Below are 24,890 nucleotides of genomic sequence, written 5' to 3'. Positions count from 1 at the left end.
AGTCTAAAAACTAGTATTAAGACTATCACTTATTTAAGTGATATTGGTTGTCTGGAGATTCAGGGGGCCAGTCTAATTGGTGACTCTGCAGAACAATATTTTTCGTGGCATAACCCAAGCGAAGATGTGTTATATTGGAGTTGCAATAATGCAAATAGCGCCAGTAAATACTGGGCTGTAGGTGGTATTTATCAGACCCTTACAATTGAATTCTATACAGATACTAACTTTGATCCAACAGTAACTCAACAAGTCAAATTATCCAGTTCATCAAATTATCTATATTCATTCAAAGCCTATGGTGCAGGCAGAGGTATAAACGAGCATAGTTATTTTATCAAAATTGATTTTGACCTGCTGAATGTCAAGTTGACTAACCCCACTTGTTTTACCGCTATGCTTAGTGGAACTTCTGTGACTGGTTCTACGGTAAAAATGGGGGAATATAGTGCAGAACAAATCAGAAACGGTGCCACACCGGTTCCTTTTGATATTTCACTTCAAAACTGCGTTCGTGTGACTAATATTGAGACAAAATTAGTTTCAACAAAGGTTGGTACTGAAAACGGGCAACTCCTTGGTAACACTCTCACAGGTAATGACGCAGCAAAAGGAGTCGGTGTACTCATAGAAGGTTTAGCAACTAGTAAAAATCCTCTAATGACATTGAAACCTAATGATTCAAATTCTGTTTATAAAGATTACGACCCGAGAGGCAAAGACGATACAACAGGAGGAGTTTACCCGGATCAAGATACAGGCATAACATACCCTCTCCATTTCCAGGCCACACTACAGCAGGATGGAACTATACCAATAGAAGCGGGTGAGTTTAAAGCCACCAGTACTTTCCAGGTGACCTACCCTTAATAAGCCCACCGCACCGCCATCATCTGGCGGTGCGGTAATTGATAAATCATTGCCCCCACCAATGTGACTGATAAAATGCCAGGTAACACGACATCATTTATCAGGACACGTTATGAAACCGACCACCATTGCTTCATTGCAAAAATGCAAACAGGAAAAAAAACGTTTCGCGACCATCACCGCTTACGACTATAGCTTCGCCAAACTCTTTGCCGATGAAGGACTTAACGTCATGCTGGTAGGCGACTCGCTGGGCATGACGGTTCAGGGGCACGACTCCACCCTGCCAGTTACCGTTGCTGATATCGCCTACCACACTACCGCAGTACGTCGTGGCGCGCCAAACTGCCTGCTGTTGGCTGACCTGCCGTTTATGGCGTATGCCACGCCGGAACAAGCCTTTGAAAACGCCGCAACGGTTATGCGTGCCGGTGCTAACATGGTCAAAATTGAAGGCGGTGAGTGGCTGGTCGAAACCGTAAAAATGCTGACCGAACGTGCCGTTCCTGTATGTGGTCACTTAGGTTTAACCCCACAGTCAGTGAATATTTTCGGTGGCTACAAAGTTCAGGGGCGCGGCGATGAAGCGAGCGATCGACTGCTTAGCGATGCATTAGCCTTAGAAGCCGCTGGTGCACAGTTGCTGGTGCTGGAATGCGTGCCGGTTGAACTGGCAAAACGTATTACCGAAGCACTGGTGATCCCGGTTATTGGCATTGGCGCAGGCAACGTCACTGACGGGCAGATCCTCGTGATGCACGATGCGTTCGGCATTACCGGCGGCCATATCCCTAAATTTGCCAAAAATTTCCTCGCTGAAACGGGCGACATCCGCGCGGCTGTGCGGCAGTATAAAGCTGAAGTGGAGTCCGGCGTTTATCCGGGCGAAGAACACAGTTTCCATTAAGGAGTGACGTTGTGTTAATTATCGAAACCCTGCCGCTGCTGCGTCAGCAAATTCGCCGCCTGCGTATGGAAGGCAAGCGTGTGGCGCTGGTACCTACCATGGGCAACCTGCATGATGGCCACATGAAGCTGGTCGACGAAGCCAAAGCCCGCGCCGATGTGGTCGTCGTCAGTATTTTCGTTAACCCGATGCAGTTCGACCGCCCGGAGGACCTGGCTCGTTACCCACGGACCTTGCAGGAAGACTGCGAAAAGCTGAACAAGCGCAAAGTGGATCTGGTTTTCGCGCCCTCGGTAAAAGAGATCTACCCGAACGGTACTGAAACCCATACTTACGTTGACGTTCCCGGGCTTTCGACCATGCTGGAAGGCGCGAGCCGTCCGGGGCATTTTCGCGGCGTGTCGACTATCGTCAGCAAGCTGTTCAACCTGGTCCAGCCGGATATCGCCTGCTTCGGTGAAAAAGATTTTCAGCAACTGGCGCTGATCCGCAAAATGGTTGCCGATATGGGCTTTGATATTGAGATAGTCGGTGTGCCAATTATGCGCGCCAAAGACGGTCTGGCGCTGAGTTCCCGTAACGGTTATCTGACGGCGGAACAACGTAAAATTGCGCCCGGTCTGTACAAAGTTTTAAGTTCGATTGCCGACAAATTGCAGGCTGGCGAACGGGATCTCGATGAAATTATTGCTATTGCCGGGCAAGAACTGAATGAAAAAGGCTTCCGCGCCGATGATATTCAGATTCGCGATGCCGACACGTTGCTGGAAGTCTCTGAAACCAGCAAACGAGCTGTGATTCTGGTAGCCGCCTGGCTTGGCGATGCCCGCCTGATCGACAACAAGATGGTCGAACTGGCGTAATACTTAACTGGCGCTACGGCTGATGGCGCCAGTTATTAATTTGCCCTACGTCATGGCGATGACGTCTGTAAGTGATTATTCATATCGCTGGCAATTTAGTTAGAGTTAATTAGCTTATCAATCTCTGTAAGAGGTAAAGTTGTCACCTCTGCAACGTCTTCCCGAGACATCCCTTTACTTAGAAAACGCTGGGCGAATTCCTGTCTTACCTTCTGGAGTTCCTCTTGATATCCCTTCTGAAATCCCTTCTCTTCAAACCACTGCGCCAACGTCTGCCTGGTTTCTCTCCGTGTCTTTATTTCCATAGGTTCCCTTAATTATCTGGTCAGTTAACAATAACAATTATCTGGCTATAACTGATGATGCAGACAACTTAGTTAATCAGCTTATCAATCTCGGCAAGGGGTAAATTTGCCATCTCTGCAACGTCTTCCCGAGACATTCCTTTATTCAGAAGACGCAGGACGAATTCTTGCCTTTCCTCCTGTCTTCCCCTCTCTTCAAACCACTGCGCCAGCGTCATCATAGACTCCCCTCCCGTTTCCCTGCCTCTCAGCACACCATAAAACAAATCCGCTTGTTCAGTATGACCGCGTTGCAGCATATAGTTTTGCATGGCAACTAACTGACTTCCGCTAGTGTACCCTTCGTCAATCAGCGTGACCAGTTGCTCCAGCAATAACATTAAGTCGCGCTGGCGAATATGCTTTTGCAGTAGTTCGAGAATCGCAATCCGCCGGTGCTGCATGATTTCGTCATCCGGTGTGATAGTGATATCCACCAGCGGAAAAGGACTGTTATAGACGCGTCGCGCCAGCTCCGGCGAGTAAAACATATCAAACCAGCACATTGAGAGCGGATAAGGTGTGGTCTCGCCCTGATAAAACAGTATCGGCACCACCAGCGGCAGCTTATCGTGATCCGCCTCCAGATGCCGGTGCATGGCAGCAATAGAATAACGCATCATGCGAAAGGCCATTTTCTTATCCGGCTTGCTTTGGTGTTCAATCACAACATGCAGATAACCGGGATTGCCCTGCATTTGCACGGAATAGAGCACGTCCGTGCTGTGTCCTTTCAGGCTCTCTTCAATGAAACTCCCCGACTCTAAATGAAGCGTGTTGAGGTCACAAAGTTCTCGTAATTCCACTGGCAAATGTATCTCCAGAAAGTCGCGAGCCGTCTCCGCGTGCATTAAAAATTGTTTAAACACTGCATCATGCGGTGTGGTACTCGGTGCATCCATCTTCCCTGCCTTCCGTGTTGTCTTGCGTGAAGGCAGTATCCAGTCAAGGTGTACCATCGTCAGCCACCTCTTTAGTGTTTACCGAGCAGCGTTCAGAGAAATTTCAATTGGTTACAGCCGTTACATGGCACGCTTCGGCGCGGTACGCAAACTGCTGATGCAAATGCCGTCAGATGAGTAGACACTAAACAAAAATCGGGCAATACTGCGTGAGAATTTCCTCAAAGCAGGCACCGCCTGCTTCGTTAACGACAGGGTAGAAAGGTAGAAGTTATGATTCGCACGATGCTGCAGGGCAAACTCCACCGCGTGAAAGTGACTCATGCGGACCTGCACTATGAAGGTTCTTGCGCCATTGACCAGGATTTTCTTGACGCAGCCGGTATTCTCGAAAACGAAGCCATTGATATCTGGAATGTCACCAACGGCAAGCGTTTCTCCACTTATGCCATCGCGGCAGAACGCGGTTCGAGAATTATTTCTGTTAACGGTGCGGCGGCCCACTGCGCCAGTGTCGGCGATATTGTCATCATCGCCAGCTTCGTTACCATGCCAGATGAAGAAGCTCGCACCTGGCGACCCAACGTCGCCTATTTTGAAGGCGACAATGAAATGAAACGTACCGCGAAAGCGATTCCGGTACAGGTTGCTTGATTGTTATCCCTGCGGCTGGTTACTCACCAGCCGCGACATCGTCTCCAGCGAATCCGTTCTTAAGATATAAAGTCGTTTTAGTAACAACGGATTATCCCCCGGTTTTACTTTGCCTTTCATGGTTGTCACCGCCAGGTGAAATCCGGCATCGTTTGCTGCCTTCACGGCTTTGTCATTAAAGCCGCCAAACGGATACGAAAGATACCAGACATGCGGATTAAATTGCGCCAGAGCGCGGCGTGAACGTGCAAAATCAAACAGAATATTGTGCTCACTACGGCTCAGTAATATGGGTCGGCGATAACCATCTACCCGATGCAAAAAATGGGTATGTGACTGGAAATCAAATACATCGCGAATTTCGTTAAGCTCAGAAACGCTCATAAATTGCAGCGATTTTGGGTTCCACTTCTGCGGGTGACGTTTGATGCGTGAGGTAACAATAAACGCCGTCGCCTTCATGCCATATTGTTTCAACACAGGATACGCATAGCGGCTCACCGACTTGAGGCCATCATCAAAGGTAATCACCACCGCTCGCGCAGGGAGATTGATCTTATTCTTCACGTAACCTTCCAGCTGCACCATGCTCAGTGTCGCGTATCCCCTGTCGCGCAGCCAGGCCATCTGGTTATTGAAAGCGCGTACCGAGGTGGTCGTCGAAGTATGGCGAAAACGGGTGTTTTCTTCGTCGCGCAGAATATGGTGATAAGTTAGCACCGGAAGGCCATTATCGGGTTGGGCATCCAGCGCGCTGATATAGGCCAGTCGATCGCCAATACGGACCTGATACCAGGTTTGATTTAACCTGTCTTTCAGTTTATGCAAAATCGGGTAGCGCAAATTGTCCGCCAGTACCCCAAATGGCGCACTGCCCGCACTCGGCGCGTTATAGACCGGCGTATCTTTCCAGGTAACTAAGTTCTGATTACTCAGCGGCTTGTTGAGGTCACCCAAACCGTCTTCAACTTTTTGTCGCCCCTGAACCGGCTCGAGATGCCCTTTATCGATAAACCCTTTACCAAAGCCAAAATTAAATGCGTAATAACTTGCGGCAGTGGGCTCCACGGCAATGATTTGTCCGGCCCGAATATTCCCCACGGTCACCATCTTGTCGCCAATTTGCGCCCAGACCGCAGCATTTTCGATGGTTTGCATATAACGGGCAGGTAACGCGGCACTGACACTTGCGGTAAACAGCATCAGCAGGAGAATAACAGCTTGTTTGTACATGAAAAAATAACCGAGGGTGAAACAACGCTTTTATTGTAGCAAAAGCGCCATCAGAATCGCGGGTTAATACTCATACAAATTATGTTTGAGGACGAAAGGCGGATTTTTTTGTTGTTGGTGCCAAAGACTACTCACCTCCGGCGCACCCAGTTCGACAATACGCTCGCGAAACTCTGAACTGGTCATGGTTTCACGGCAAGCCATCATCTGTTCAATTAACGGTAACGTGACACCAGAAATCACTTCGCAACGGGAGTGTTTGTGGCTTAATAATGAAGCCACGCGGTACGGTGGCGCTCCGGCTATATCGGTTAAGAAGATGACACCCTCACCAGAGTCCGCTTCATGCAGAGCATCGCACATCATGCGGCTGAGCATATTAGAACTTAATCCGCGCCAGAAATTCACGGCCCGGCACTGAAGAAGCGCCCCATGTTTTTTCTCCAGCGCATCCAGTATCTCTTGCGCCCGGTCATCGTGACAGGTAATTACCCAACCTAACATCGCCTTCCTCCTTAGCCGAAAATCAGTCTACCCTGACCATTGTTGATAAAGGGTGATAGCCGTCAAAACTCCTCTCCCCCAAATCCAGAGGAGAGGAAATAGCCTTAGCTACGCAAACCACGTCCACGTTGGATCAGCGACCAACAGATCAAATAAAACGCCACAATAAAGACCACCAGTACGCCAAAGGTAGTGACCAGCGGAACATCATTGATACCGAGGAAGCCGTAGCGGAAACCACTGATCATATAAACGATTGGGTTCAGGTGCGACAGCCCTTGCCAGAACGGCGGCAACAAAGTCAGTGAGTAAAAGACCCCACCCAAATACGTGAGTGGCGTTAACACAAAGGTTGGCACCAGGCTGATGTCATCGAACGTTTTGGCAAACACACCGTTCAGCAAACCCGCAAGGGAGAACAACACCGCCGTGAGCACCAGGGTTAAGGCAACGAATACCCACGAATGCACCTGAAACGGCACAAAAAACAGTGAAATTGCCGTCACCAGAATGCCAACAAACAGACCACGCGCCACGCCACCGCCGACATATCCGGCAATAATGACGTGAGTCGGAACCGGCGCTACCAGCAGCTCTTCAATATTACGCTGGAACTTGGCACCAAAAAATGATGACGCGACGTTGGCGTAGGCGTTGGTGATCACCGACATCATGATCAGCCCCGGTACGATGAACTGCATGTAGCTGAAGCCATGCATATCGCCAATACGCGAACCAATCAGGTTACCGAAGATAATAAAGTAAAGGGTCATGGTGATGACTGGCGGCACCAGCGTCTGCACCCAGATACGCATAAAGCGATGGATCTCTTTCGCCCAGATGCTTTTTAGCGCCACCCAGTAAAGATGCATCATGCGCGATCTCCTTGTTTTTCATTAACCAGTGAAACAAACAGCTCTTCCAGACGGTTAGCTTTGTTACGCATACTTAATACCTGAATGCCCTGCTCACTTAACTGCGTAAATACGCTGTTGATCCCCTGCTCACGCAGCACTTCAACTTCCAGCGTCGCGGTATCCACCAGCCGGTACTGATAGCCATCGAGCTTCGGTAACGGACTTTTCGGTGCGAGATCGAGAATAAAGGTTTCCGATTTCAGCTTCGCCAGCAGCGCCTTCATCGAGGTATTTTCCACCAGCTCACCGTGCTGAATAATGCCGATATTGCGACACAGCATTTCTGCTTCTTCCAGGTAGTGTGTGGTGAGAATGATGGTGGTGCCTTTGTCGTTTAAATCCTTCAAAAAGCCCCACATTGAGCGGCGAAGTTCAATATCCACGCCTGCAGTCGGCTCGTCGAGAATCAGTAGTTTAGGTTCATGCATTAACGCACGGGCAATCATTAAACGGCGCTTCATCCCGCCAGATAACATGCGCGCACGTTCGTTGCGTTTTCCCCATAAATCGAGCTGCTTAAGATATTTTTCGCTGCGGATGTACGCTTCTTTGCGCTCCACACCGTAGTACCCTGCCTGATTCACCACAATTTGCTGCACGGTTTCAAACGGGTTGAAGTTAAATTCCTGTGGCACCAGTCCCAACTGACGTTTAGCGTTCACGACATCTTTCTCGAGATCGTAACCAAATACGCTGACCCGCCCGGAGGTTTTATTTACCAGAGAGCTGATAATACCGATAGTGGTCGATTTCCCAGCCCCGTTCGGCCCGAGAAGCGCATAAAAATCACCCGCTTCGACCTGCAAATCTATTCCACGAAGCGCCTGAACGCCGCCTGGATAGGTTTTTTTAAGCTGTTGAAGTTCCAGTGCAATGGTCATAAATTTTTACTTACCTTACGTTCTTACACTTTATCTGTGGTTTAAATCGTCCCGGAGTTGCCCTATATTAGCCAAACGTAATTATTTGGTTACAGGTCGTTAACCTCCATGAAAGACATAGATACACTCATCAGCAACAATGCACTATGGTCAAAAATGCTGGTGGAAGAGGATCCCGGGTTTTTTGAGAAACTGGCACAAGCGCAAAAACCGCGCTTTCTATGGATTGGATGTTCCGACAGTCGCGTTCCTGCAGAACGTTTAACCGGTCTTGAGCCGGGCGAACTCTTTGTTCACCGTAATGTTGCTAACCTGGTCATTCACACCGACCTGAACTGCCTTTCCGTGGTTCAGTATGCAGTGGATGTACTCGAAGTTGAACACATTATTATCTGTGGCCACTACGGTTGCGGCGGCGTACAAGCCGCAGTTGAAAACCCGGAACTGGGGCTTATCAACAACTGGCTGCTGCATATCCGCGATATCTGGTTCAAACATAGCTCATTGCTCGGCGAAATGCCGCAAGAGCGCCGTCTGGATACCTTGTGTGAACTGAACGTCATGGAACAGGTGTATAACCTGGGCCACTCCACCATTATGCAATCAGCGTGGAAACGCGGGCAGAAAGTTACCATTCACGGCTGGGCCTATGGCATTCACGACGGCTTGCTGCGTGATCTGGATGTTACTGCCACCAACCGCGAAACCCTTGAGCAACGTTACCGTCATGGGATTTCCAACCTCAAGCTGAAACACGCCAACCACAAATAAAAATGCCATGCCGGATGCAACACATCCGGCAACTTCACACTTACTCGTCCAGCAGAATCACTTTGCCGATATACGGCAGATGACGATAACGCTGTGCGTAATCAATACCGTAACCCACCACAAACTCATCCGGGATCGAGAAACCGATAAATTCTACCGGGACGTTCACTTCACGACGGGACGGTTTATCCAGCAGCGTACAAATCGCCAACGACTTCGGTTCGCGCAGGCTTAAGATCTCACGCACTTTCGACAGTGTATTCCCCGAGTCGATGATATCTTCAACAATCAGCACGTCCTTGCCACGGATATCTTCATCCAGATCTTTGAGGATTTTCACATCACGGGTGGTGGACATGCCGCTACCGTAGCTGGAGGCGGTCATAAAGTCGACTTCATGAGATACCTGAACCTCACGGCACAGGTCCGCCATAAACATAAATGAGCCACGCAGCAGACCTACCAGCACCATATCGCTGCCGCTGTCTTTGTAACGCTCAGTAATCTGACGACCCAGTTCGGCGATACGCGCTTTAATCTCCGCTTCGGGGATCATTACTTCTACAGTATGTTTCATATCTCTAACCATATGATTTAAAAACAAATCACTTCGCACGGGCGGGTTTCGGCACCGCAACAAAGCGCAAGACACGCAGTATACCAGTAAAACTATTCATTCGCGGAATCTGTTAATAAAGCTCGAATTGTGATGACGATCACACATGTTAAAACCTATAATTAATTGCTACTAAAATATTAATGAATTGAAATGGTGTCTCTTTATGGCAATTAACAATACAGGCTCGCGACGATTACTCGTCACGCTAACAGCCCTTTTTGCAGCGCTTTGCGGGCTGTATCTACTCATTGGCGGGGGCTGGCTGGTCGCGATTGGCGGCTCCTGGTACTACCCTATCGCTGGCCTTGTGATGCTCGGCGTCGCCTGGATGATGTGGCGCAGTAAACGCGCCGCGCTTTGGCTATACGCAGCCCTGCTGCTCGGCACCATGATTTGGGGCGTCTGGGAAGTTGGTTTCGACTTCTGGGCGCTGACTCCGCGCAGCGATATTCTGGTCTTCTTCGGCATCTGGCTGATCCTGCCGTTTGTCTGGCGTCGCCTGGTCATTCCTGCCAGCGGCGCAGTTGCTGCACTGGTGGTGGCACTGCTGATTAGCGGTGGTATCCTGACCTGGGCAGGATTTAACGATCCGCAGGAAATCAACGGCACCTTAAGCGCCGATGCCACACCTGCTGAAGCTATCTCCCCCGTTGCCGATCAGGACTGGCCTGCCTATGGTCGTAATCAGGAAGGTCAACGCTTTTCACCTCTGAAACAAATTAACGCCGATAACGTCCATAATCTGAAAGAAGCCTGGGTGTTCCGTACTGGCGATGTGAAGCAGCCGAACGATCCGGGCGAAATCACCAATGAAGTGACGCCGATTAAAGTGGGCGACACCCTTTACCTGTGTACCGCTCACCAGCGCCTGTTTGCGCTCGATGCCGCCAGCGGCAAAGAGAAATGGCATTACGATCCTGAGCTGAAAACTAACGAGTCTTTCCAGCACGTAACCTGCCGTGGCGTCTCTTATCATGAAGCCAAAGCAGAAACGGCTTCGCCGGAAGTGATGGCGGATTGCCCGCGTCGTATCATTCTTCCGGTCAATGATGGTCGACTGATTGCGATTAACGCTGAAAACGGCAAACTGTGCGAAACCTTCGCCAATAAAGGCGTGCTCAATCTGCAAAGCAATATGCCAGACACCAAACCGGGTCTGTATGAACCGACTTCGCCACCGATTATCACCGATAAAACCATCGTGATGGCAGGTTCAGTTACCGATAACTTCTCAACCCGCGAAACGTCTGGCGTGATCCGTGGTTTTGATGTCAACACCGGGGAGCTGCTGTGGGCTTTTGATCCGGGCGCGAAAGATCCGAACGCAATCCCGTCTGACGAACACACCTTTACCTTTAACTCGCCAAACTCGTGGGCACCAGCGGCCTATGACGCGAAGCTGGATCTGGTGTATCTGCCGATGGGCGTGACCACGCCGGATATCTGGGGCGGTAACCGCACACCGGAACAGGAACGTTATGCCAGCTCGATTCTGGCGCTGAATGCCACAACCGGGAAATTGGCGTGGAGCTACCAGACCGTTCACCACGACCTGTGGGATATGGATCTTCCGGCACAGCCGACGCTGGCGGACATCACCGTTAATGGTCAGAAAGTGCCAGTTATTTACGCTCCGGCGAAAACCGGCAACATTTTTGTGCTCGATCGTCGTAATGGCGAACTGGTGGTTCCGGCACCGGAAAAACCGGTTCCCCAAGGTGCTGCCAAAGGCGATTACGTTACCCCTACTCAACCATTCTCGGAACTGAGCTTCCGTCCGACGAAAGATTTGAGCGGTGCGGATATGTGGGGAGCCACCATGTTTGACCAACTGGTGTGCCGCGTGATGTTCCACCAGATGCGCTATGAAGGCATTTTCACGCCGCCATCTGAACAGGGCACGCTGGTCTTCCCGGGTAACCTGGGAATGTTTGAATGGGGCGGGATTTCCGTTGATCCAAATCGTGAAGTGGCAATTGCCAACCCAATGGCACTGCCGTTTGTTTCGAAACTGATCCCACGCGGTCCGGGTAACCCGATGGAGCAGCCGAAAGATGCCAAAGGCACGGGTACGGAATCCGGCATTCAGCCACAGTACGGTGTACCGTATGGTGTCACGCTCAACCCGTTCCTCTCACCATTTGGTCTGCCATGTAAACAGCCAGCATGGGGTTATATCTCGGCGCTGGATCTGAAAACCAACGAAGTCGTGTGGAAGAAACGTATTGGTACGCCGCAGGACAGCATGCCGTTCCCGATGCCTGTACCGGTGCCGTTCAATATGGGTATGCCGATGCTGGGCGGGCCAATCTCCACGGCGGGTAACGTGCTGTTTATCGCCGCTACGGCAGATAACTACCTGCGCGCTTACAACATGAGCAACGGTGAAAAACTGTGGCAGGGTCGTTTACCAGCGGGTGGTCAGGCGACGCCAATGACCTATGAAGTGAATGGTAAGCAGTATGTGGTGATCTCCGCAGGCGGTCACGGTTCATTTGGTACGAAGATGGGCGACTATATTGTGGCTTATGCCCTGCCGGATGATGTGAAATAACCATAATGCCCGGAGAGATCCGGGCATATTTCCGAATACGGTCTTTTTATACCGTAAACCCTAACATCATCCCCGTATCTTCATGCTCCAGCAGATGGCAGTGCGCCATATAAGCATGTTCTTTCGGTGCGTCGTGATTAAACTTCACCAGCACTTCACTGACATTGCCTTCTACCTTAACGGTATCTTTCCAGCCCGCGCGATGAGCCGCTGGCGGTTTGCCATTTTCTGACAAGATACGGAACTGCGTGCCGTGAATATGGAACGGATGCAGCATCATGTCGCCCACGCCAGAGATAACCCAACGTTCGTACTGCCCTTTCGCCGCCGCAAACATCGGCTTATTCATATCAAACGCCTGACCGTTGATTTTATTGGCATGGTGGAAATCGAACTTCCCGCCGTGGTTCATATGATTCATATTGCCGTGCCCCATATGGCCCATCATCTGGCTGTGATCCATTCCGGCCATCGCCTGATCGCCATATTTCTCCATTAGCATCTGCATCCCCATCATATCGAGCATCGGGTCCATAGAAAGTTGCAGCTTGCGTACCGTCAGCCCTTCCAGCGAAGGTAACGCAGGCAGGCTACTTAATGTGTCTGGCAAAGCACCGGAGGCACTAATAGCAATCGGCTGAATCCGCATTACCGGATGCGGCTTGTCAAACGGTGCAATCGCCATCCCCATCTGGCTGACCGGCAACGTCACCAGGTCAAAGGGTTTGTTGTCGTTAACCTCCACCAGCACTTCAAAACGCTCGCCCATCAGCACCGGCAGCTCGTTCACCTTCACCGGTTCAGGTAGCAGACCACCGTCGCTGGCAATCACATAAAGCGGGCGATTGTCGCTGGTGGCGAAATTGAGCGAGCGGGCATTACAGCCATTGAGCAAACGCAGGCGCAGCCAACCACGCGGGGCAGCGTGTTGCGGGTAGATTGCACCGTTGGTCAGCAACGTATCGCCAAACCAGCCCACGGCAGCGGTCATCATATCCAGTTGATAATCAATCTGCCCGTCGGCGCTAAATTTCTTATCCTGAACGATCACCGGAACATCATCGATACCCCACTGTTTTGGCAGCATTAATTTCAGGATCTCGTAATCTTCAATCACCACCAGACCAGCCAGCCCCATCGCCACCTGTCGCCCGGTCTTGCCATGTTGATGTGGATGGAACCAGCAGGTAGCGGCAGGTTGATCAACGTTCAACGTCACCGAGCGCTTGCCACCTGGCGGAATAATTCCCTGTGGGCCGCCGTCGACTTCACCCGGTACTTCCAGCCCGTGCCAGTGCAACGTCGTCTCTTCCGTCAGTTGGTTATAGATATCAACCGTTACCGCTTTGCCGCGCTGTAATTTCACCGCCGGCCCCAGCAGATTGCCGTTATAGCCCCAGGTAGTTGCAGTTTTCTCGCCAAAGGTAGACTGACCTGCGCCAATAGTTAACTGAATGCGATTACGGGCATCGGTCGTGAGCAAATCAGGGATCGGTAACGTTGGGCGTTCCGCCGCAAAGACTGCACGGCTCCACAGTGGCAAGGCTGAAGCCACACCCAGTGCGACGGAATATTTCAAGAAATCACGACGTTGCATAGTTATTTCCTTATTCTTAAGCAGGCGAAACAAAATCAAACGTTGAGCATAGTCCTTCCCCTTACGGGAAGGTCAAGCCGCAGACACAATTTAATCGACAATAATGGTCGTCGCCTCGCTCGCAGTGTGCTAACGTTTATCTTCTTTAAGCCCCTGGTAGAAGCAATGAAGACGTTTTTCAGAACAGTGTTATTCGGCAGCCTGATGGCCGTTTGCGCAAACAGTTACGCGCTCAGCGAGTCTGAAGCCGAAGATATGGCCGATTTAACGGCAGTTTTTGTCTTTCTGAAGAACGATTGTGGTTACCAGAACTTACCTAACGGGCAAATTCGTCGCGCACTGGTCTTTTTCGCCCAGCAAAACCAGTGGGATCTCAGTAACTACGACACCTTCGACATGAAAGCCCTCGGTGAAGACAGCTACCGCGATCTCAGCGGCATTGGCATTCCCGTCGCTAAAAAATGCAAAGCCCTGGCCCGCGATTCCTTAAGCCTGCTTACCTACGTCAAATAATCCCTGATACCTTTTTGTAGAAATATTGACCGTGCATCCGCGGTCAATGTTAGCTATTATGTTGCGCCCTTTTTTTACGGGTGTTAACAAAGGAGGTATCAACCCATGGCCGAAAAAAAACAGTGGCATGAAACGCTACACGACCAGTTTGGGCAGTACTTTGCGGTAGATAACGTTCTGTATCATGAAAAGACCGATCACCAGGATCTGATCATTTTTGAGAACGCTGCATTTGGTCGCGTAATGGCGCTGGATGGCGTAGTACAAACCACCGAGCGCGACGAGTTTATCTATCATGAGATGATGACCCATGTTCCGCTACTGGCCCACGGTCACGCGAAACATGTGCTGATTATCGGCGGCGGCGACGGTGCCATGCTGCGTGAAGTAACCCGACATAAAAACGTTGAGTCAATCACGATGGTGGAAATCGATGCGGGTGTCGTATCGTTCTGCCGTCAGTATCTACCCAACCATAACGCCGGTAGCTACGACGATCCGCGCTTTAAGCTGGTGATCGATGATGGCGTCAATTTCGTTAATCAAACCAGCCAGACATTTGATGTCATTATCTCCGACTGCACCGATCCTATCGGTCCCGGCGAAAGCCTTTTCACTTCGGCATTTTATGAAGGCTGCAAACGTTGCCTGAATCCTGGCGGTATCTTCGTCGCACAAAACGGCGTCTGCTTTTTACAGCAGGAAGAAGCCATCGACAGCCATCGCAAACTCAGCCATTACTTCAGCGACGTTGGCTTTTATCAGGCGGCGATCCCGACCTATTACGGCGGTATCATGACTTTTGCATGGGCGACAGATAACGACGCCTTACGCCATCTCTCAACCGAAATTATTCAGGCACGTTTTCTCGCCTCTGGCCTGAAATGCCGTTATTACAATCCGGCAGTCCATACGGCAGCTTTTGCCTTACCCCAGTATCTGCAAGACGCACTGGCTTCACAGCCGTCCTAAGGAGAAGATAAGAAATTGAAAAAACTGAAACTGCATGGCTTTAATAATCTGACCAAAAGTCTGAGTTTTTGTATTTACGATATCTGCTACGCCAAAACTGCCGAAGAGCGCGACGGTTATATTGCTTATATCGATGAACTCTATAATGCCAACCGTCTGACCGAAATCCTGTCAGAAACCTGTTCCATTATCGGGGCTAATATTCTTAACATCGCCCGCCAGGATTACGAACCACAGGGTGCCAGCGTCACTATTCTGGTGAGTGAAGAACCGGTTGACCCGAAACTCATCGACAAAACAGAACACCCCGGCCCACTGCCAGAAACGGTCGTTGCCCATCTCGATAAAAGTCATATTTGCGTACATACCTACCCGGAAAGTCATCCTGAAGGCGGTTTATGTACCTTCCGCGCCGATATTGAAGTCTCTACCTGCGGCGTGATTTCTCCGCTGAAGGCGCTGAATTACCTGATCCACCAGCTTGAGTCCGATATTGTGACCATTGATTATCGTGTGCGCGGTTTTACCCGCGACATAAACGGCATGAAGCACTTTATCGACCATGAGATTAATTCGATTCAGAACTTTATGTCTGACGATATGAAGGCGCTGTATGACATGGTGGATGTAAACGTCTATCAGGAAAATATCTTCCATACCAAGATGTTGCTTAAAGAGTTCGACCTTAAGCACTACATGTTCCACACCAAACCGGAAGATTTAACCGACAGCGAGCGCCAGGAAATTACCGCTGCGCTGTGGAAAGAAATGCGCGAGATTTATTACGGGCGCAATATGCCAGCTGTTTAACGGCTCTGGCGGAGCTCCCAGGCTCCGCCAGATTTATTTACTTCTGCTGCACGAAATTACGGTAAGCCGCCACCACCTGCAGAAAATCCTCAACGCCGCATAGCGACAGGCTTTCTTCGTCGTAGTAGTTCATCCCCTCTTCCATTTCATCGCCAGCGAATTCCAGTTGATTGGCGCGAACCATCACCTCTTCACCGTCCATCCACAGAGTGTATTCATGCCCTGCCCGTTGCCAGGACCGTTCGCTACCTTTCAGTGCGTGCGCCGCTTGTTCCACTTCATCAAGCAAGGCCAGGTTTTCTTTCACCTCTTCATTAAACCAGTGCCCGACCACTTCATGCCCCATGGACATACGCACCTTTACCACTCCGGTAATATCGCGCAGAAATTCGTAATCCATAGTGTGTTCCTCTGCTCCCGGCAATGCGCCGAAATCGCATTGCGCCATTGATGTAATTATCGCAGCCTTACCGGAGAAAAACAGCGGAACGGCGATGGTTTAGAAATAAAAAATGCCCGGGAATCTCATTCACCGGGCATTGTGTCGTTTATGCGCAGCGCGTGCGCTGACTTTTTAAACTGCAGTCTGGAAAATCACACCATCGGCTTTTTCAGTGTACTGAGAAAGCTGGTTGAAGTTCAGGTAACGGTAAGTATCAACGGCAGTTTTATCCACCTGCGCCACGTAGGTCTGGTACTCTTCCGGCGTCGGTAGTTTGCCAATCAGCGCCGCAACAGCAGCCAGTTCCGCAGAAGCCAGGAAGACATTCGCGCCAGTACCCAGACGGTTCGGGAAGTTACGGGTCGAGGTGGAAACCACCGTCGCACCGTCTGCCACACGCGCCTGGTTGCCCATACACAGGGAACAGCCAGGGATCTCGATACGCGCACCACTCTTACCGAAGACGCTGTAGTAGCCTTCTTCGGTCAACTGTGCGGCGTCCATACGGGTTGGCGGTGCCACCCACAGGCGGGTCGGCAACTGGCCTTTATGCGCATCCAGCAGTTTACCCGCAGCACGGAAGTGACCGATGTTGGTCATGCAGGAACCGATAAACACTTCGTCGATCTTCTCACCCTGTACTGCAGACAGCGGACGCGCGTCATCCGGGTCGTTCGGAGCACACAGGATTGGCTCTTTAATATCCGCCAGATCGATGTCGATCACTGCCGCGTATTCCGCATCTGCATCGGCTTCCAGCAGCTCAGGATTCGCCAGCCATTTTTCCATGCCCTGAATACGACGTTCCAGGGTGCGACGATCGCCGTAACCTTCCGCGATCATCCACTTCAGCAGGACGATGTTAGAGTTCAGGTATTCGATGATCGGCTCTTTGTTCAGCTTGATGGTACAACCGGCAGCAGAACGCTCGGCGGACGCATCGGTCAGTTCAAATGCCTGCTCAACTTTCAGATCCGGCAGACCTTCAATTTCCAGAATGCGACCTGAGAAGATGTTTTTCTTGCCTTTCTTCTCAACGGTCAGCAGACCTTGTTTGATCGCATACAGCGGAATAGCGTGTACCAGATCGCGCAGGGTGATGCCCGGCTGCATTTTGCCTTTGAAGCGCACCAGAACGGATTCCGGCATATCCAGCGGCATTACGCCTGTTGCGGCTGCAAATGCCACCAGACCAGAACCCGCCGGGAAAGAGATACCGATCGGGAAACGGGTATGGGAGTCACCACCGGTACCGACGGTATCCGGCAGCAGCATACGGTTCAGCCAGGAGTGGATTACGCCGTCACCCGGACGCAGCGACACACCGCCACGGTTCATAATGAAGTCCGGCAGCGTGTGGTGCGTGTTCACGTCAACTGGCTTCGGATACGCCGCGGTGTGGCAGAAAGACTGCATCACCAGGTCAGCCGAGAAGCCCAGGCACGCCAGGTCTTTCAGTTCATCACGGGTCATCGGGCCTGTGGTGTCCTGAGAGCCTACAGAAGTCATTTTCGGTTCACAGTACGCGCCCGGACGAATGCCTTTCACGCCACAGGCACGGCCTACCATTTTCTGCGCCAGCGAGAAGCCGCGATCGCTCTCAGCGACATCTTTCGCCTGACGGAACACATCACTGTGCGGCAGACCAAGTGCTTCACGCGCTTTGGTGGTCAGGCCACGCCCGATAATCAGCGGAATACGGCCGCCAGCACGCACTTCATCAATCAGCACGTCGGTTTTCAGTTCGAAGGTCGCCAGCAGTTCGCCTGTTTCGTGGTTACGCACTTCACCTTTGTACGGGTAAACGTCAATCACGTCGCCCATGTTCAGGTTAGAGACGTCGACTTCGATTGGCAGTGCACCCGCGTCTTCCATCGTGTTAAAGAAGATTGGTGCAATTTTACCGCCGAGGCACAAACCACCGCCGCGTTTGTTCGGCACATGTGAAATATCATCGCCCATAAACCACAGAACGGAGTTCGTGGCGGATTTACGCGATGAACCCGTACCCACAACGTCACCGACGTACGCCAGCGGGAAACCTTTCTGTTGCAGAGCTTCGATTTGCTTGATCGGGCCAACAACACCTGGCTGGTCTGGCTCAATACCTTCACGGGCGTTTTTCAGCATCGCCAGCGCGTGCAGTGGGATATCCGGGCGTGACCACGCATCCGGTGCCGGAGAAAGGTCATCGGTGTTAGTTTCGCCAGTGACTTTGAAGACGGTAACGGTCAGTTTTTCAGCCAGCGCCGGGCGATTCAGGAACCATTCGGCATCCGCCCAGGACTGCATTACCTGCTTCGCATATTCGTTGCCTGCTTTGGCTTTCTCTTCTACGTCATAGAAGTTATCGAACATCAGCAGAGTGTGAGAAAGTGCTTTGGCAGCGATCGGTGCCAGTTTGGCATCATCCAGCGCGTCGATCAGCGGATGAATGTTGTAACCACCCTGCATGGTGCCCAGCAGTTCGATGGCTTTTTCCGGAGTCAGCAGAGGGGATTTGGCTTCGCCTTTAGCGATAGCAGCCAGGAAGCCTGCTTTGACATAGGCGGCTTCATCGACGCCAGGGGGAACACGGTTGGTTAATAGATCTAACAGGAATTCTTCTTCGCCCGCGGGCGGGTTTTTCAGCAGCTCTACAAGTGCGGCCATTTGGTTTGCATCCAGGGGTTTGGGCGCAATCCCCTCAGCGGCACGCTCAGCTACGTGCTTACGGTATTCTTCTAGCACGACGGTTCTCCTCGCTCTCATTGTCATAGTGCGGCAGGCGATTCTCTTCACGCTCCTGTGAGACAGCAGTTTGTAGGGTAAATGCCCAGTACCGCAACGGGCAGAATAGCAGGATTTTGACGACGTGTTAATCTGTTTACAAAAAAGCAACATAAAAAAGTGGCTGAATCGTTAAGGATGGTCTAGAGATTGTTTCCCTCCGTAAAAACTTCGTTAATTCGCATGGTGATAATCACCTTTCTCAACGAATCCCAAGATTAGTCAAAATTTAAACTACCGCCTCTTTATACTCAGATTTACAGCACCTGCGGGTGGCAGTTCGCCGACCATTGCGATTTCCTTGAGATCCGAATTATGAAAATGACTTTGCCGTTTAAACCCCATGTGCTGGCGCTAATTTGCAGTGCCGGGCTTTGTGCCGCCTCTGCCGGGCTATATATAAAAAGCCGCACAGTGGAAGCGCCTGTGGAACCGCTATCGACACAACTGGCTGTGTCTGACGCTGCCGCGGTTACGCTTCCTGCAACGGTTTCCGCGCCTCCCGTAACACCCGCCGTCGTTAAATCCGCATTCAGCACTGCACAAATAGATCAATGGGTTGCACCTGTCGCGCTATACCCCGACTCTCTGCTTTCACAAGTGTTAATGGCATCAACCTATCCGGCAAACGTTGCTCAAGCAGTGCAATGGTCACACGATAATCCACTTAAACAAGGCGATGCTGCTATTCAGGCGGTATCTGACCAGCCGTGGGACGCTAGCGTCAAATCACTGGTGGCCTTTCCACAATTGATGGCGTTGATGGGCGAAAACCCGCAATGGGTGCAAAACCTGGGCGATGCTTTTCTGGCGCAGCCGCAGGACGTGATGGACTCGGTACAGCGATTGCGGCAACTGGCGCAACAAACCGGTTCGCTGAAGTCATCAACCGAACAGAAAGTTATTACCACAACAAAGAAAACTGTACCGGTAACACAGACAGTCACGGCTCCCGTCATACCATCCAATACCGTTTCAACTGCCAACCCTGTCATTACAGAGCCTGCAACAACAGTCATTTCCATTGAGCCCGCCAATCCTGATGTAGTCTATATTCCCAACTACAACCCAACCGTGGTTTACGGGAACTGGGCCAATACTGCGTATCCGCCGGTTTATCTGCCACCACCAGCCGGAGAACCGTTTGTTGACAGCTTTGTGCGCGGATTCGGCTATAGCATGGGCGTTGCTACCACGTACGCACTATTCAGCAGCATCGACTGGGATGACGACGATCATGACCATCATCATCATGACGATGATAATTATCATCACCACGATGGCGGTCATCGTGACGGTAATGGCTGGCAACATAACGGCGACAACATCAATATCGACGTCAACAATTTCAACCGTATCACCGGTGAGCATCTTACTGATAAGAATATGGCATGGCGGCACAATCCAAACTACCGTAATGGTGTGCCCTATCATGATCAGGATATGGCAAAGCGGTTTCATCAAACTGATGTCAACGGCGGAATGAGTGCCACGCAGCTACCTGCTCCAACACGCGACAGCCAGCGTCAGGCGGCAGCAAGTCAGTTTCAGCAACGAACACACGCCGCCCCCGTCATTACACGAGATACCCAACGTCAGGCAGCGGCACAGCGGTTTAATGAAGCTGAACACTATGGGAGCTATGACGACTTCCGCGACTTCAGCCGTCGCCAACCACTGACCCAGCAACAAAAGGACGCCGCTCGTCAGCGTTATCAGTCAGCTTCTCCTGAGCAGCGCCAGGCAGTTCACGAGAAAATGCAGACTAACCCGCAGAACCAGCAGCGAAGAGAGGCAGCGCGTGAGCGCATTCAGCCCGCCTCGCCTGAGCAGCGCCAGGCAGTCCGCGAGAAAATGCAGACTAACCCACAGATCCAGCAGCGAAGAGAGGCAGCGCGTGAGCGTATTCAGTCAGCCTCGCCTGAGCAGCGCCAGGTGTTTAAGGAAAAAGTACAGCAGAGCCCACTGAACCAACAGCAACGTGATAACGCCCGCCAGCGTGTTCAATCGGCATCACCTGAACAACGTCAGGTTTTTCGGGAGAAAGTTAAGGAGAGCCACCCACAACGTCTAAACGACAGTAACCATACTGCCAGGCTAAATAACGAGCAACGGTCAGCAGTACGCGAACGTCTCTCTGAGCGCGGAGCAAGGCGACTGGAAAGGTAAATTACAGACGTAAAAAAAGCGGCGTGGTTAGCCGCTTTTTTAATTGCCGGATGTTCCGGCAAACGAAAAATTACTTCTTCTTCGCTTTCGGGTTCGGCAGGTCGGTAATGCTACCTTCGAACACTTCTGCCGCCAGGCCCACAGACTCGTGCAGAGTCGGGTGCGCATGGATGGTCAGCGCGATGTCTTCAGCGTCACAACCCATTTCGATTGCCAGGCCGATTTCACCCAGCAGCTCGCCGCCGTTGGTACCGACAATCGCACCACCGATCACACGGTGAGATTCTTTGTCGAAAATCAGCTTGGTCATACCGTCTGCGCAGTCGGAAGCGATAGCACGACCAGAAGCAGCCCACGGGAAGGTGGCGGTTTCATAGCTGATGCCTTTCTCTTTCGCTTCTTTCTCAGTCAGACCTACCCATGCAACTTCTGGTTCGGTATAGGCGATGGACGGGATAACTTTCGGATCGAAGTAGTGTTTCTTACCGGCGATAACTTCAGCGGCAACGTGACCTTCGTGAACACCTTTGTGTGCCAGCATCGGCTGACCGACGATATCGCCGATAGCAAAGATGTGCGGTACGTTGGTACGCAGCTGTTTGTCAACGCGGATGAAACCACGGTCGTCAACTTCCACACCAGCTTTGCCTGCGTCGAGGTTTTTACCGTTCGGCACACGACCAATCGCTACCAGCACGGCGTCGTAACGCTGCGGTTCAGCGGGTGCTTTTTTGCCTTCCATCGTCACATAAATGCCGTCTTCTTTCGCTTCAACGGCGGTAACTTTGGTTTCCAGCATCAGGTTGAATTTCTTGCTGATACGCTTGGTGAAGACTTTAACGATGTCTTTGTCAGCTGCCGGGATAACCTGGTCGAACATTTCAACCACGTCAATCTGTGAACCCAGCGCGTGGTAAACGGTGCCCATTTCCAGACCGATGATACCGCCACCCATTACCAGCAGGCGTTCTGGTACTTCTTTCAGTTCCAGAGCGTCAGTGGAGTCCCAGATACGCGGATCTTCATGCGGAATAAACGGCAGTTGAATCGGGCGAGAACCCGCTGCAATGATCGCGTTGTCGAAGTTGATCACGGTTTTACCGTTCTCACCTTCAACTTCCAGGGTGTTAGCCCCGGTAAATTTACCCAGACCGTTGACCACTTTGACTTTGCGGCCTTTCGCCATACCAGCCAGACCACCGGTCAGCTGATTGATCACTTTCTCTTTCCAGGTACGAATCTTGTCAATATCGGTTTTCGGTTCGCCGAAGACGATACCGTGTTCAGCCAGCGCTTTGGCTTCTTCGATAACTTTTGCTACGTGCAGCAGTGCTTTAGAAGGGATACAGCCGACGTTCAGGCAAACACCGCCAAGGGTGTTGTAACGTTCTACGATTACGGTTTCCAGACCTAAATCAGCGCAACGGAAGGCAGCGGAGTAACCTGCGGGGCCTGCCCCAAGTACCACGACCTGAGTTTTGATTTCAGTACTCATCATGACCTCTATATATTTATCTCCGGCGGGTCTGACGTTTTTTTTATGACGCCCATTATCCACCGGGTCGTTCTATCCGTCGGTATTTTACAAAATTGTTAACAATTTTTAAACAACAAACGGCAACCGATTTGTCTATTCGCTAATAACCTCAATACATTCATGAGATTACCAGAAAAAAGCCGGCCGTTGGGCCGGCTCTTTTACTTACATCACCAGACGGCGAATGTCAGACAGCGTGTTGTTAATGATGGTAATGAAACGGGCACCATCAGCACCGTCGATCACGCGGTGGTCGAAGGAGAGAGAAATCGGCAGCATCAGACGCGGCACGAACTCTTTACCATTCCACACCGGCTCCATCGCGGACTTGGAAACGCCGAGGATAGCCACTTCCGGCGCGTTCACAATCGGCGCGAAGTGGGTAGTACCCAGGCCGCCGATGCTGGAGATGGTGAAGCAACCGCCCTGCATTTCGCCCGCAGTCAGCTTACCGTCACGCGCTTTCTTAGAAATAGTCATCAGCTCGCGAGACAGTTCGATGATGCCTTTCTTGTTGACGTCTTTGAATACCGGAACAACCAGACCGTTCGGGGTATCCACCGCCACACCGATGTTGATGTATTTCTTCAGGGTCAGACGCTGACCGTCTTCCGACAGCGAACTGTTGAAGCGAGGCATCTGCTCAAGAGCTGCAGCAACGGCTTTCATGATGAAGACAACCGGGGTGATCTTCACATCCAGCTTACGTTTCGCCGCTTCTTCGTTCTGCTGTTTACGGAACGCTTCCAGCTCGGTGATATCGGTTTTGTCGAAGTGAGTAACATGCGGGATCATTACCCAGTTACGGCTCAGGTTCGCACCAGAGATTTTCTGGATGCGGCCCAGTTCCACTTCTTCGATTTCACCAAACTTGCTGAAGTCCACCTTCGGCCACGGCAGCATGCCTGGGATACCGCCGCCAGTCGCTGCCGGAGCTGCTTCTGCACGTTTGATAGCTTCTTTCACGTAAGCCTGAACGTCTTCGCGCAGGATACGACCTTTACGGCCAGTGCCCTTCACTTTCGCAAGGTTAACGCCAAACTCGCGTGCCAGACGGCGGATCAGCGGAGTCGCGTGAACGTAAGCGTCATTTTCAGCAAATTCAGATTTGCCTTCCGCTTTCGCAGCCGGAGCTGCTGCCGGGGCTTCAGCTTTTGCTGCCGGAGCCGGCGCTGCTGCTTCCTGTTTCGCAGGAGCTGCCGCAGGCGCTGCGCCTTCAACTTCGAAGATCATAATCAGCGAGCCAGTTTTCACTTTATCGCCAACGTTGACTTTCAGTTCCTTCACGACGCCTGCAAACGGAGCCGGAACTTCCATAGAAGCTTTATCGCCTTCTACGGTGATCAGTGACTGTTCAGCGGCAACTTTGTCGCCCACTTTCACCATCACTTCGGTCACTTCAACTTCGTCACCGCCGATATCCGGAACGTTAACTTCTTTCACGCCAGTTGCAGGTGCAGGGGCCGCTGCCGGAGCCGCTTCCTGTTTAGCCGCCGGAGCTGCCGCGCCTGCTTCACCCGCGACTTCGAAGACCATAATCAGCGAGCCGGTAGACACTTTGTCGCCGGTGTTCACTTTGATTTCTTTCACGGTGCCTGCAAACGGAGCCGGAACTTCCATAGAAGCTTTATCGCCTTCTACGGTGATCAGCGACTGCTCAGCTTCAACTTTGTCGCCAACTTTCACCAGGATTTCGGTCACTTCAACTTCGTCGCTGCCGATATCAGGAACGTTAACGTCTTTTGCCGCCGCAGCCGCGGGTGCTGCTGCCGGAGCTGCTTCTTTCTTCTCTTCTGCCTGAGCAGGTGCAGCGTCTGCTGCACCGTCGGCGGAATCGAAAATCATAATCAGTGCGCCGGTCTGGGTTTTATCGCCAACAGAGACTTTGATCTCTTTAACGATACCCGCCTGCGGAGATGGAACTTCCATAGAGGCTTTGTCGCCTTCTACGGTGATCAGCGACTGTTCGGCTTCAACTTTGTCGCCCACTTTGACCAGGATCTCGGTGATTTCAACTTCATCAGCCCCGATGTCCGGTACTTTGATTTCGATAGCCATTATT

General features: G+C 51.4%; 21 protein-coding genes and 1 pseudogene. 10 read left to right on the top strand and 12 right to left on the bottom strand.

The features are described from left to right. From OQV04_RS10090 to panC, 3 genes are all read left to right on the top strand, one after another. Positions 1-870 (top strand): fimbrial-like adhesin (locus tag OQV04_RS10090; RefSeq protein WP_332641816.1); only part of this gene is annotated, 870 nt, incomplete at its 5' end. 112 nt (positions 871-982) lie between these two features. After that, entirely contained in the window at positions 983-1,777 is a 795-nt protein-coding gene (panB, locus tag OQV04_RS10085; protein ID WP_032280265.1) for a 3-methyl-2-oxobutanoate hydroxymethyltransferase, read from the top strand. 11 nt (positions 1,778-1,788) lie between these two features. After that, positions 1,789-2,640, top strand: a complete 852-nt coding sequence (gene panC, locus OQV04_RS10080; RefSeq protein WP_000905372.1) for a pantoate--beta-alanine ligase — start codon at positions 1,789-1,791, stop codon at positions 2,638-2,640. A gap of 95 nt (positions 2,641-2,735) precedes the next feature. Here panC and OQV04_RS10075 read toward each other — a convergent pair. Then, positions 2,736-2,915, bottom strand: a pseudogene (locus tag OQV04_RS10075) (hypothetical protein); the annotation flags it as partial. 98 nt (positions 2,916-3,013) lie between these two features. Next, positions 3,014-3,886: a recombination-promoting nuclease RpnC gene (gene rpnC, locus OQV04_RS10070; protein WP_032280263.1), complete on the bottom strand. Its 873-nt coding sequence runs from the start codon at positions 3,884-3,886 to the stop codon at positions 3,014-3,016. 273 nt (positions 3,887-4,159) lie between these two features. Between rpnC and panD the strand changes: the two genes are divergently transcribed. Next, complete coding sequence (gene panD / locus OQV04_RS10065; protein ID WP_000621515.1) at positions 4,160-4,540, top strand: aspartate 1-decarboxylase; 381 nt, start codon at positions 4,160-4,162, stop codon at positions 4,538-4,540. A gap of 3 nt (positions 4,541-4,543) precedes the next feature. Here panD and OQV04_RS10060 read toward each other — a convergent pair whose 3' ends face one another. The 4 genes from OQV04_RS10060 to OQV04_RS10045 all read right to left on the bottom strand — a co-directional run bounded on the left by OQV04_RS10060 (position 4,544) and on the right by OQV04_RS10045 (position 8,075). Next, positions 4,544-5,773, bottom strand: coding sequence for a polysaccharide deacetylase family protein (locus tag OQV04_RS10060; protein ID WP_000277918.1), 1,230 nt, complete (start codon positions 5,771-5,773; stop codon positions 4,544-4,546). A gap of 63 nt (positions 5,774-5,836) precedes the next feature. Continuing rightward, positions 5,837-6,277 (bottom strand): PTS sugar transporter subunit IIA, encoded by a 441-nt coding sequence (locus OQV04_RS10055; protein WP_000901987.1) that lies wholly within the window; start codon positions 6,275-6,277, stop codon positions 5,837-5,839. Between the two features lie 104 nt (positions 6,278-6,381). After that, a complete protein-coding gene (locus OQV04_RS10050; protein WP_000972203.1) occupies positions 6,382-7,152 on the bottom strand; it encodes an ABC transporter permease in 771 nt (256 codons plus the stop codon). Continuing rightward, positions 7,149-8,075: an ABC transporter ATP-binding protein gene (locus tag OQV04_RS10045; RefSeq protein ID WP_000150637.1), complete on the bottom strand. Its 927-nt coding sequence runs from the start codon at positions 8,073-8,075 to the stop codon at positions 7,149-7,151. The genes OQV04_RS10050 and OQV04_RS10045 overlap by 4 nt, the downstream gene beginning before the upstream one ends. A gap of 108 nt (positions 8,076-8,183) precedes the next feature. On the opposite strand from OQV04_RS10045, the gene can reads away from it, so the two are divergent. Continuing rightward, positions 8,184-8,846 (top strand): carbonate dehydratase, encoded by a 663-nt coding sequence (gene can / locus OQV04_RS10040; RefSeq protein ID WP_000651599.1) that lies wholly within the window; start codon positions 8,184-8,186, stop codon positions 8,844-8,846. Positions 8,847-8,886: 40 nt separating this feature from the next. Here the strand turns inward: can and hpt are convergent, their stop codons facing one another. Next, positions 8,887-9,423 carry a hypoxanthine phosphoribosyltransferase gene (gene hpt / locus OQV04_RS10035; protein WP_000683335.1) on the bottom strand — a complete coding sequence of 179 codons (537 nt, stop codon included), beginning with the start codon at positions 9,421-9,423 and terminating at the stop codon, positions 8,887-8,889. A 205-nt stretch (positions 9,424-9,628) separates the two neighbouring features. Between hpt and gcd the strand changes: the two genes are divergently transcribed. Continuing rightward, complete coding sequence (gene gcd / locus OQV04_RS10030; protein WP_089628957.1) at positions 9,629-12,019, top strand: quinoprotein glucose dehydrogenase; 2,391 nt, start codon at positions 9,629-9,631, stop codon at positions 12,017-12,019. Positions 12,020-12,065: 46 nt separating this feature from the next. On the opposite strand, the gene cueO is transcribed toward gcd, so the two are convergent. Then, the gene (gene cueO, locus OQV04_RS10025) at positions 12,066-13,616 is read right to left on the bottom strand and encodes a multicopper oxidase CueO (protein ID WP_101969319.1); all 1,551 of its coding nucleotides are present in this window, start codon (positions 13,614-13,616) and stop codon (positions 12,066-12,068) included. Positions 13,617-13,781: 165 nt separating this feature from the next. Here cueO and OQV04_RS10020 point away from each other — a divergent pair, with 165 nt between their 5' ends. From OQV04_RS10020 to speD, 3 genes are all read left to right on the top strand, one after another. Next, on the top strand, positions 13,782-14,129 hold the full coding sequence (locus OQV04_RS10020) for a YacC family pilotin-like protein (protein ID WP_032280259.1): 348 nt from the start codon (positions 13,782-13,784) through the stop codon (positions 14,127-14,129). Between the two features lie 105 nt (positions 14,130-14,234). Further along, on the top strand, positions 14,235-15,101 hold the full coding sequence (gene speE / locus OQV04_RS10015) for a polyamine aminopropyltransferase (RefSeq protein WP_000818414.1): 867 nt from the start codon (positions 14,235-14,237) through the stop codon (positions 15,099-15,101). Positions 15,102-15,116: 15 nt separating this feature from the next. Then, complete coding sequence (gene speD / locus OQV04_RS10010; protein ID WP_000734287.1) at positions 15,117-15,911, top strand: adenosylmethionine decarboxylase; 795 nt, start codon at positions 15,117-15,119, stop codon at positions 15,909-15,911. Between the two features lie 37 nt (positions 15,912-15,948). On the opposite strand, the gene yacL is transcribed toward speD, so the two are convergent. Together yacL and acnB are read right to left on the bottom strand one after the other, a co-directional pair. Next, a complete protein-coding gene (gene yacL, locus OQV04_RS10005) occupies positions 15,949-16,311 on the bottom strand; it encodes a protein YacL (protein ID WP_000384306.1) in 363 nt (120 codons plus the stop codon). Between the two features lie 174 nt (positions 16,312-16,485). Then, complete coding sequence (gene acnB / locus OQV04_RS10000) at positions 16,486-19,083, bottom strand: bifunctional aconitate hydratase 2/2-methylisocitrate dehydratase (RefSeq protein WP_032280258.1); 2,598 nt, start codon at positions 19,081-19,083, stop codon at positions 16,486-16,488. A 354-nt stretch (positions 19,084-19,437) separates the two neighbouring features. On the opposite strand from acnB, the gene OQV04_RS09995 reads away from it, so the two are divergent. Next, positions 19,438-21,291: a DUF3300 domain-containing protein gene (locus tag OQV04_RS09995; RefSeq protein WP_032280257.1), complete on the top strand. Its 1,854-nt coding sequence runs from the start codon at positions 19,438-19,440 to the stop codon at positions 21,289-21,291. A 70-nt stretch (positions 21,292-21,361) separates the two neighbouring features. Here OQV04_RS09995 and lpdA read toward each other — a convergent pair whose 3' ends face one another. After that, entirely contained in the window at positions 21,362-22,786 is a 1,425-nt protein-coding gene (gene lpdA / locus OQV04_RS09990) for a dihydrolipoyl dehydrogenase (RefSeq protein WP_000102485.1), read from the bottom strand. A gap of 207 nt (positions 22,787-22,993) precedes the next feature. Further along, positions 22,994-24,886, bottom strand: a complete 1,893-nt coding sequence (gene aceF, locus OQV04_RS09985) for a pyruvate dehydrogenase complex dihydrolipoyllysine-residue acetyltransferase (RefSeq protein WP_001624559.1) — start codon at positions 24,884-24,886, stop codon at positions 22,994-22,996. Positions 24,887-24,890 lie beyond the last annotated feature (4 nt).

The sequence above is a fragment of the Escherichia sp. Lx600-2 genome (genome assembly GCF_036662595.1).
In the GTDB taxonomy this organism is placed as follows: domain Bacteria; phylum Pseudomonadota; class Gammaproteobacteria; order Enterobacterales; family Enterobacteriaceae; genus Escherichia; species Escherichia coli.
The sequence above is the reverse complement of the archived record's forward strand: the minus strand, read 5'-3'. Positions and strand labels throughout refer to the sequence as shown.

What these genes read in the sequence shown, in the direction of transcription:
- panB (WP_032280265.1), top strand. Translation starts at nt 983, where the DNA reads ATGAAACCGACCACCATTGCTTCATTGCAAAAATGCAAACAGGAAAAA.
- rpnC (WP_032280263.1), bottom strand. Translation starts at nt 3,886, where the DNA reads ATGGATGCACCGAGTACCACACCGCATGATGCAGTGTTTAAACAATTT.
- panD (WP_000621515.1), top strand. Translation starts at nt 4,160, where the DNA reads ATGATTCGCACGATGCTGCAGGGCAAACTCCACCGCGTGAAAGTGACT.
- OQV04_RS10060 (WP_000277918.1), bottom strand. Translation starts at nt 5,773, where the DNA reads ATGTACAAACAAGCTGTTATTCTCCTGCTGATGCTGTTTACCGCAAGT.
- OQV04_RS10055 (WP_000901987.1), bottom strand. Translation starts at nt 6,277, where the DNA reads ATGTTAGGTTGGGTAATTACCTGTCACGATGACCGGGCGCAAGAGATA.
- OQV04_RS10050 (WP_000972203.1), bottom strand. Translation starts at nt 7,152, where the DNA reads ATGATGCATCTTTACTGGGTGGCGCTAAAAAGCATCTGGGCGAAAGAG.
- OQV04_RS10045 (WP_000150637.1), bottom strand. Translation starts at nt 8,075, where the DNA reads ATGACCATTGCACTGGAACTTCAACAGCTTAAAAAAACCTATCCAGGC.
- can (WP_000651599.1), top strand. Translation starts at nt 8,184, where the DNA reads ATGAAAGACATAGATACACTCATCAGCAACAATGCACTATGGTCAAAA.
- hpt (WP_000683335.1), bottom strand. Translation starts at nt 9,423, where the DNA reads ATGAAACATACTGTAGAAGTAATGATCCCCGAAGCGGAGATTAAAGCG.
- gcd (WP_089628957.1), top strand. Translation starts at nt 9,629, where the DNA reads ATGGCAATTAACAATACAGGCTCGCGACGATTACTCGTCACGCTAACA.
- cueO (WP_101969319.1), bottom strand. Translation starts at nt 13,616, where the DNA reads ATGCAACGTCGTGATTTCTTGAAATATTCCGTCGCACTGGGTGTGGCT.
- OQV04_RS10020 (WP_032280259.1), top strand. Translation starts at nt 13,782, where the DNA reads ATGAAGACGTTTTTCAGAACAGTGTTATTCGGCAGCCTGATGGCCGTT.
- speE (WP_000818414.1), top strand. Translation starts at nt 14,235, where the DNA reads ATGGCCGAAAAAAAACAGTGGCATGAAACGCTACACGACCAGTTTGGG.
- yacL (WP_000384306.1), bottom strand. Translation starts at nt 16,311, where the DNA reads ATGGATTACGAATTTCTGCGCGATATTACCGGAGTGGTAAAGGTGCGT.
- OQV04_RS09995 (WP_032280257.1), top strand. Translation starts at nt 19,438, where the DNA reads ATGAAAATGACTTTGCCGTTTAAACCCCATGTGCTGGCGCTAATTTGC.
- lpdA (WP_000102485.1), bottom strand. Translation starts at nt 22,786, where the DNA reads ATGAGTACTGAAATCAAAACTCAGGTCGTGGTACTTGGGGCAGGCCCC.
- aceF (WP_001624559.1), bottom strand. Translation starts at nt 24,886, where the DNA reads ATGGCTATCGAAATCAAAGTACCGGACATCGGGGCTGATGAAGTTGAA.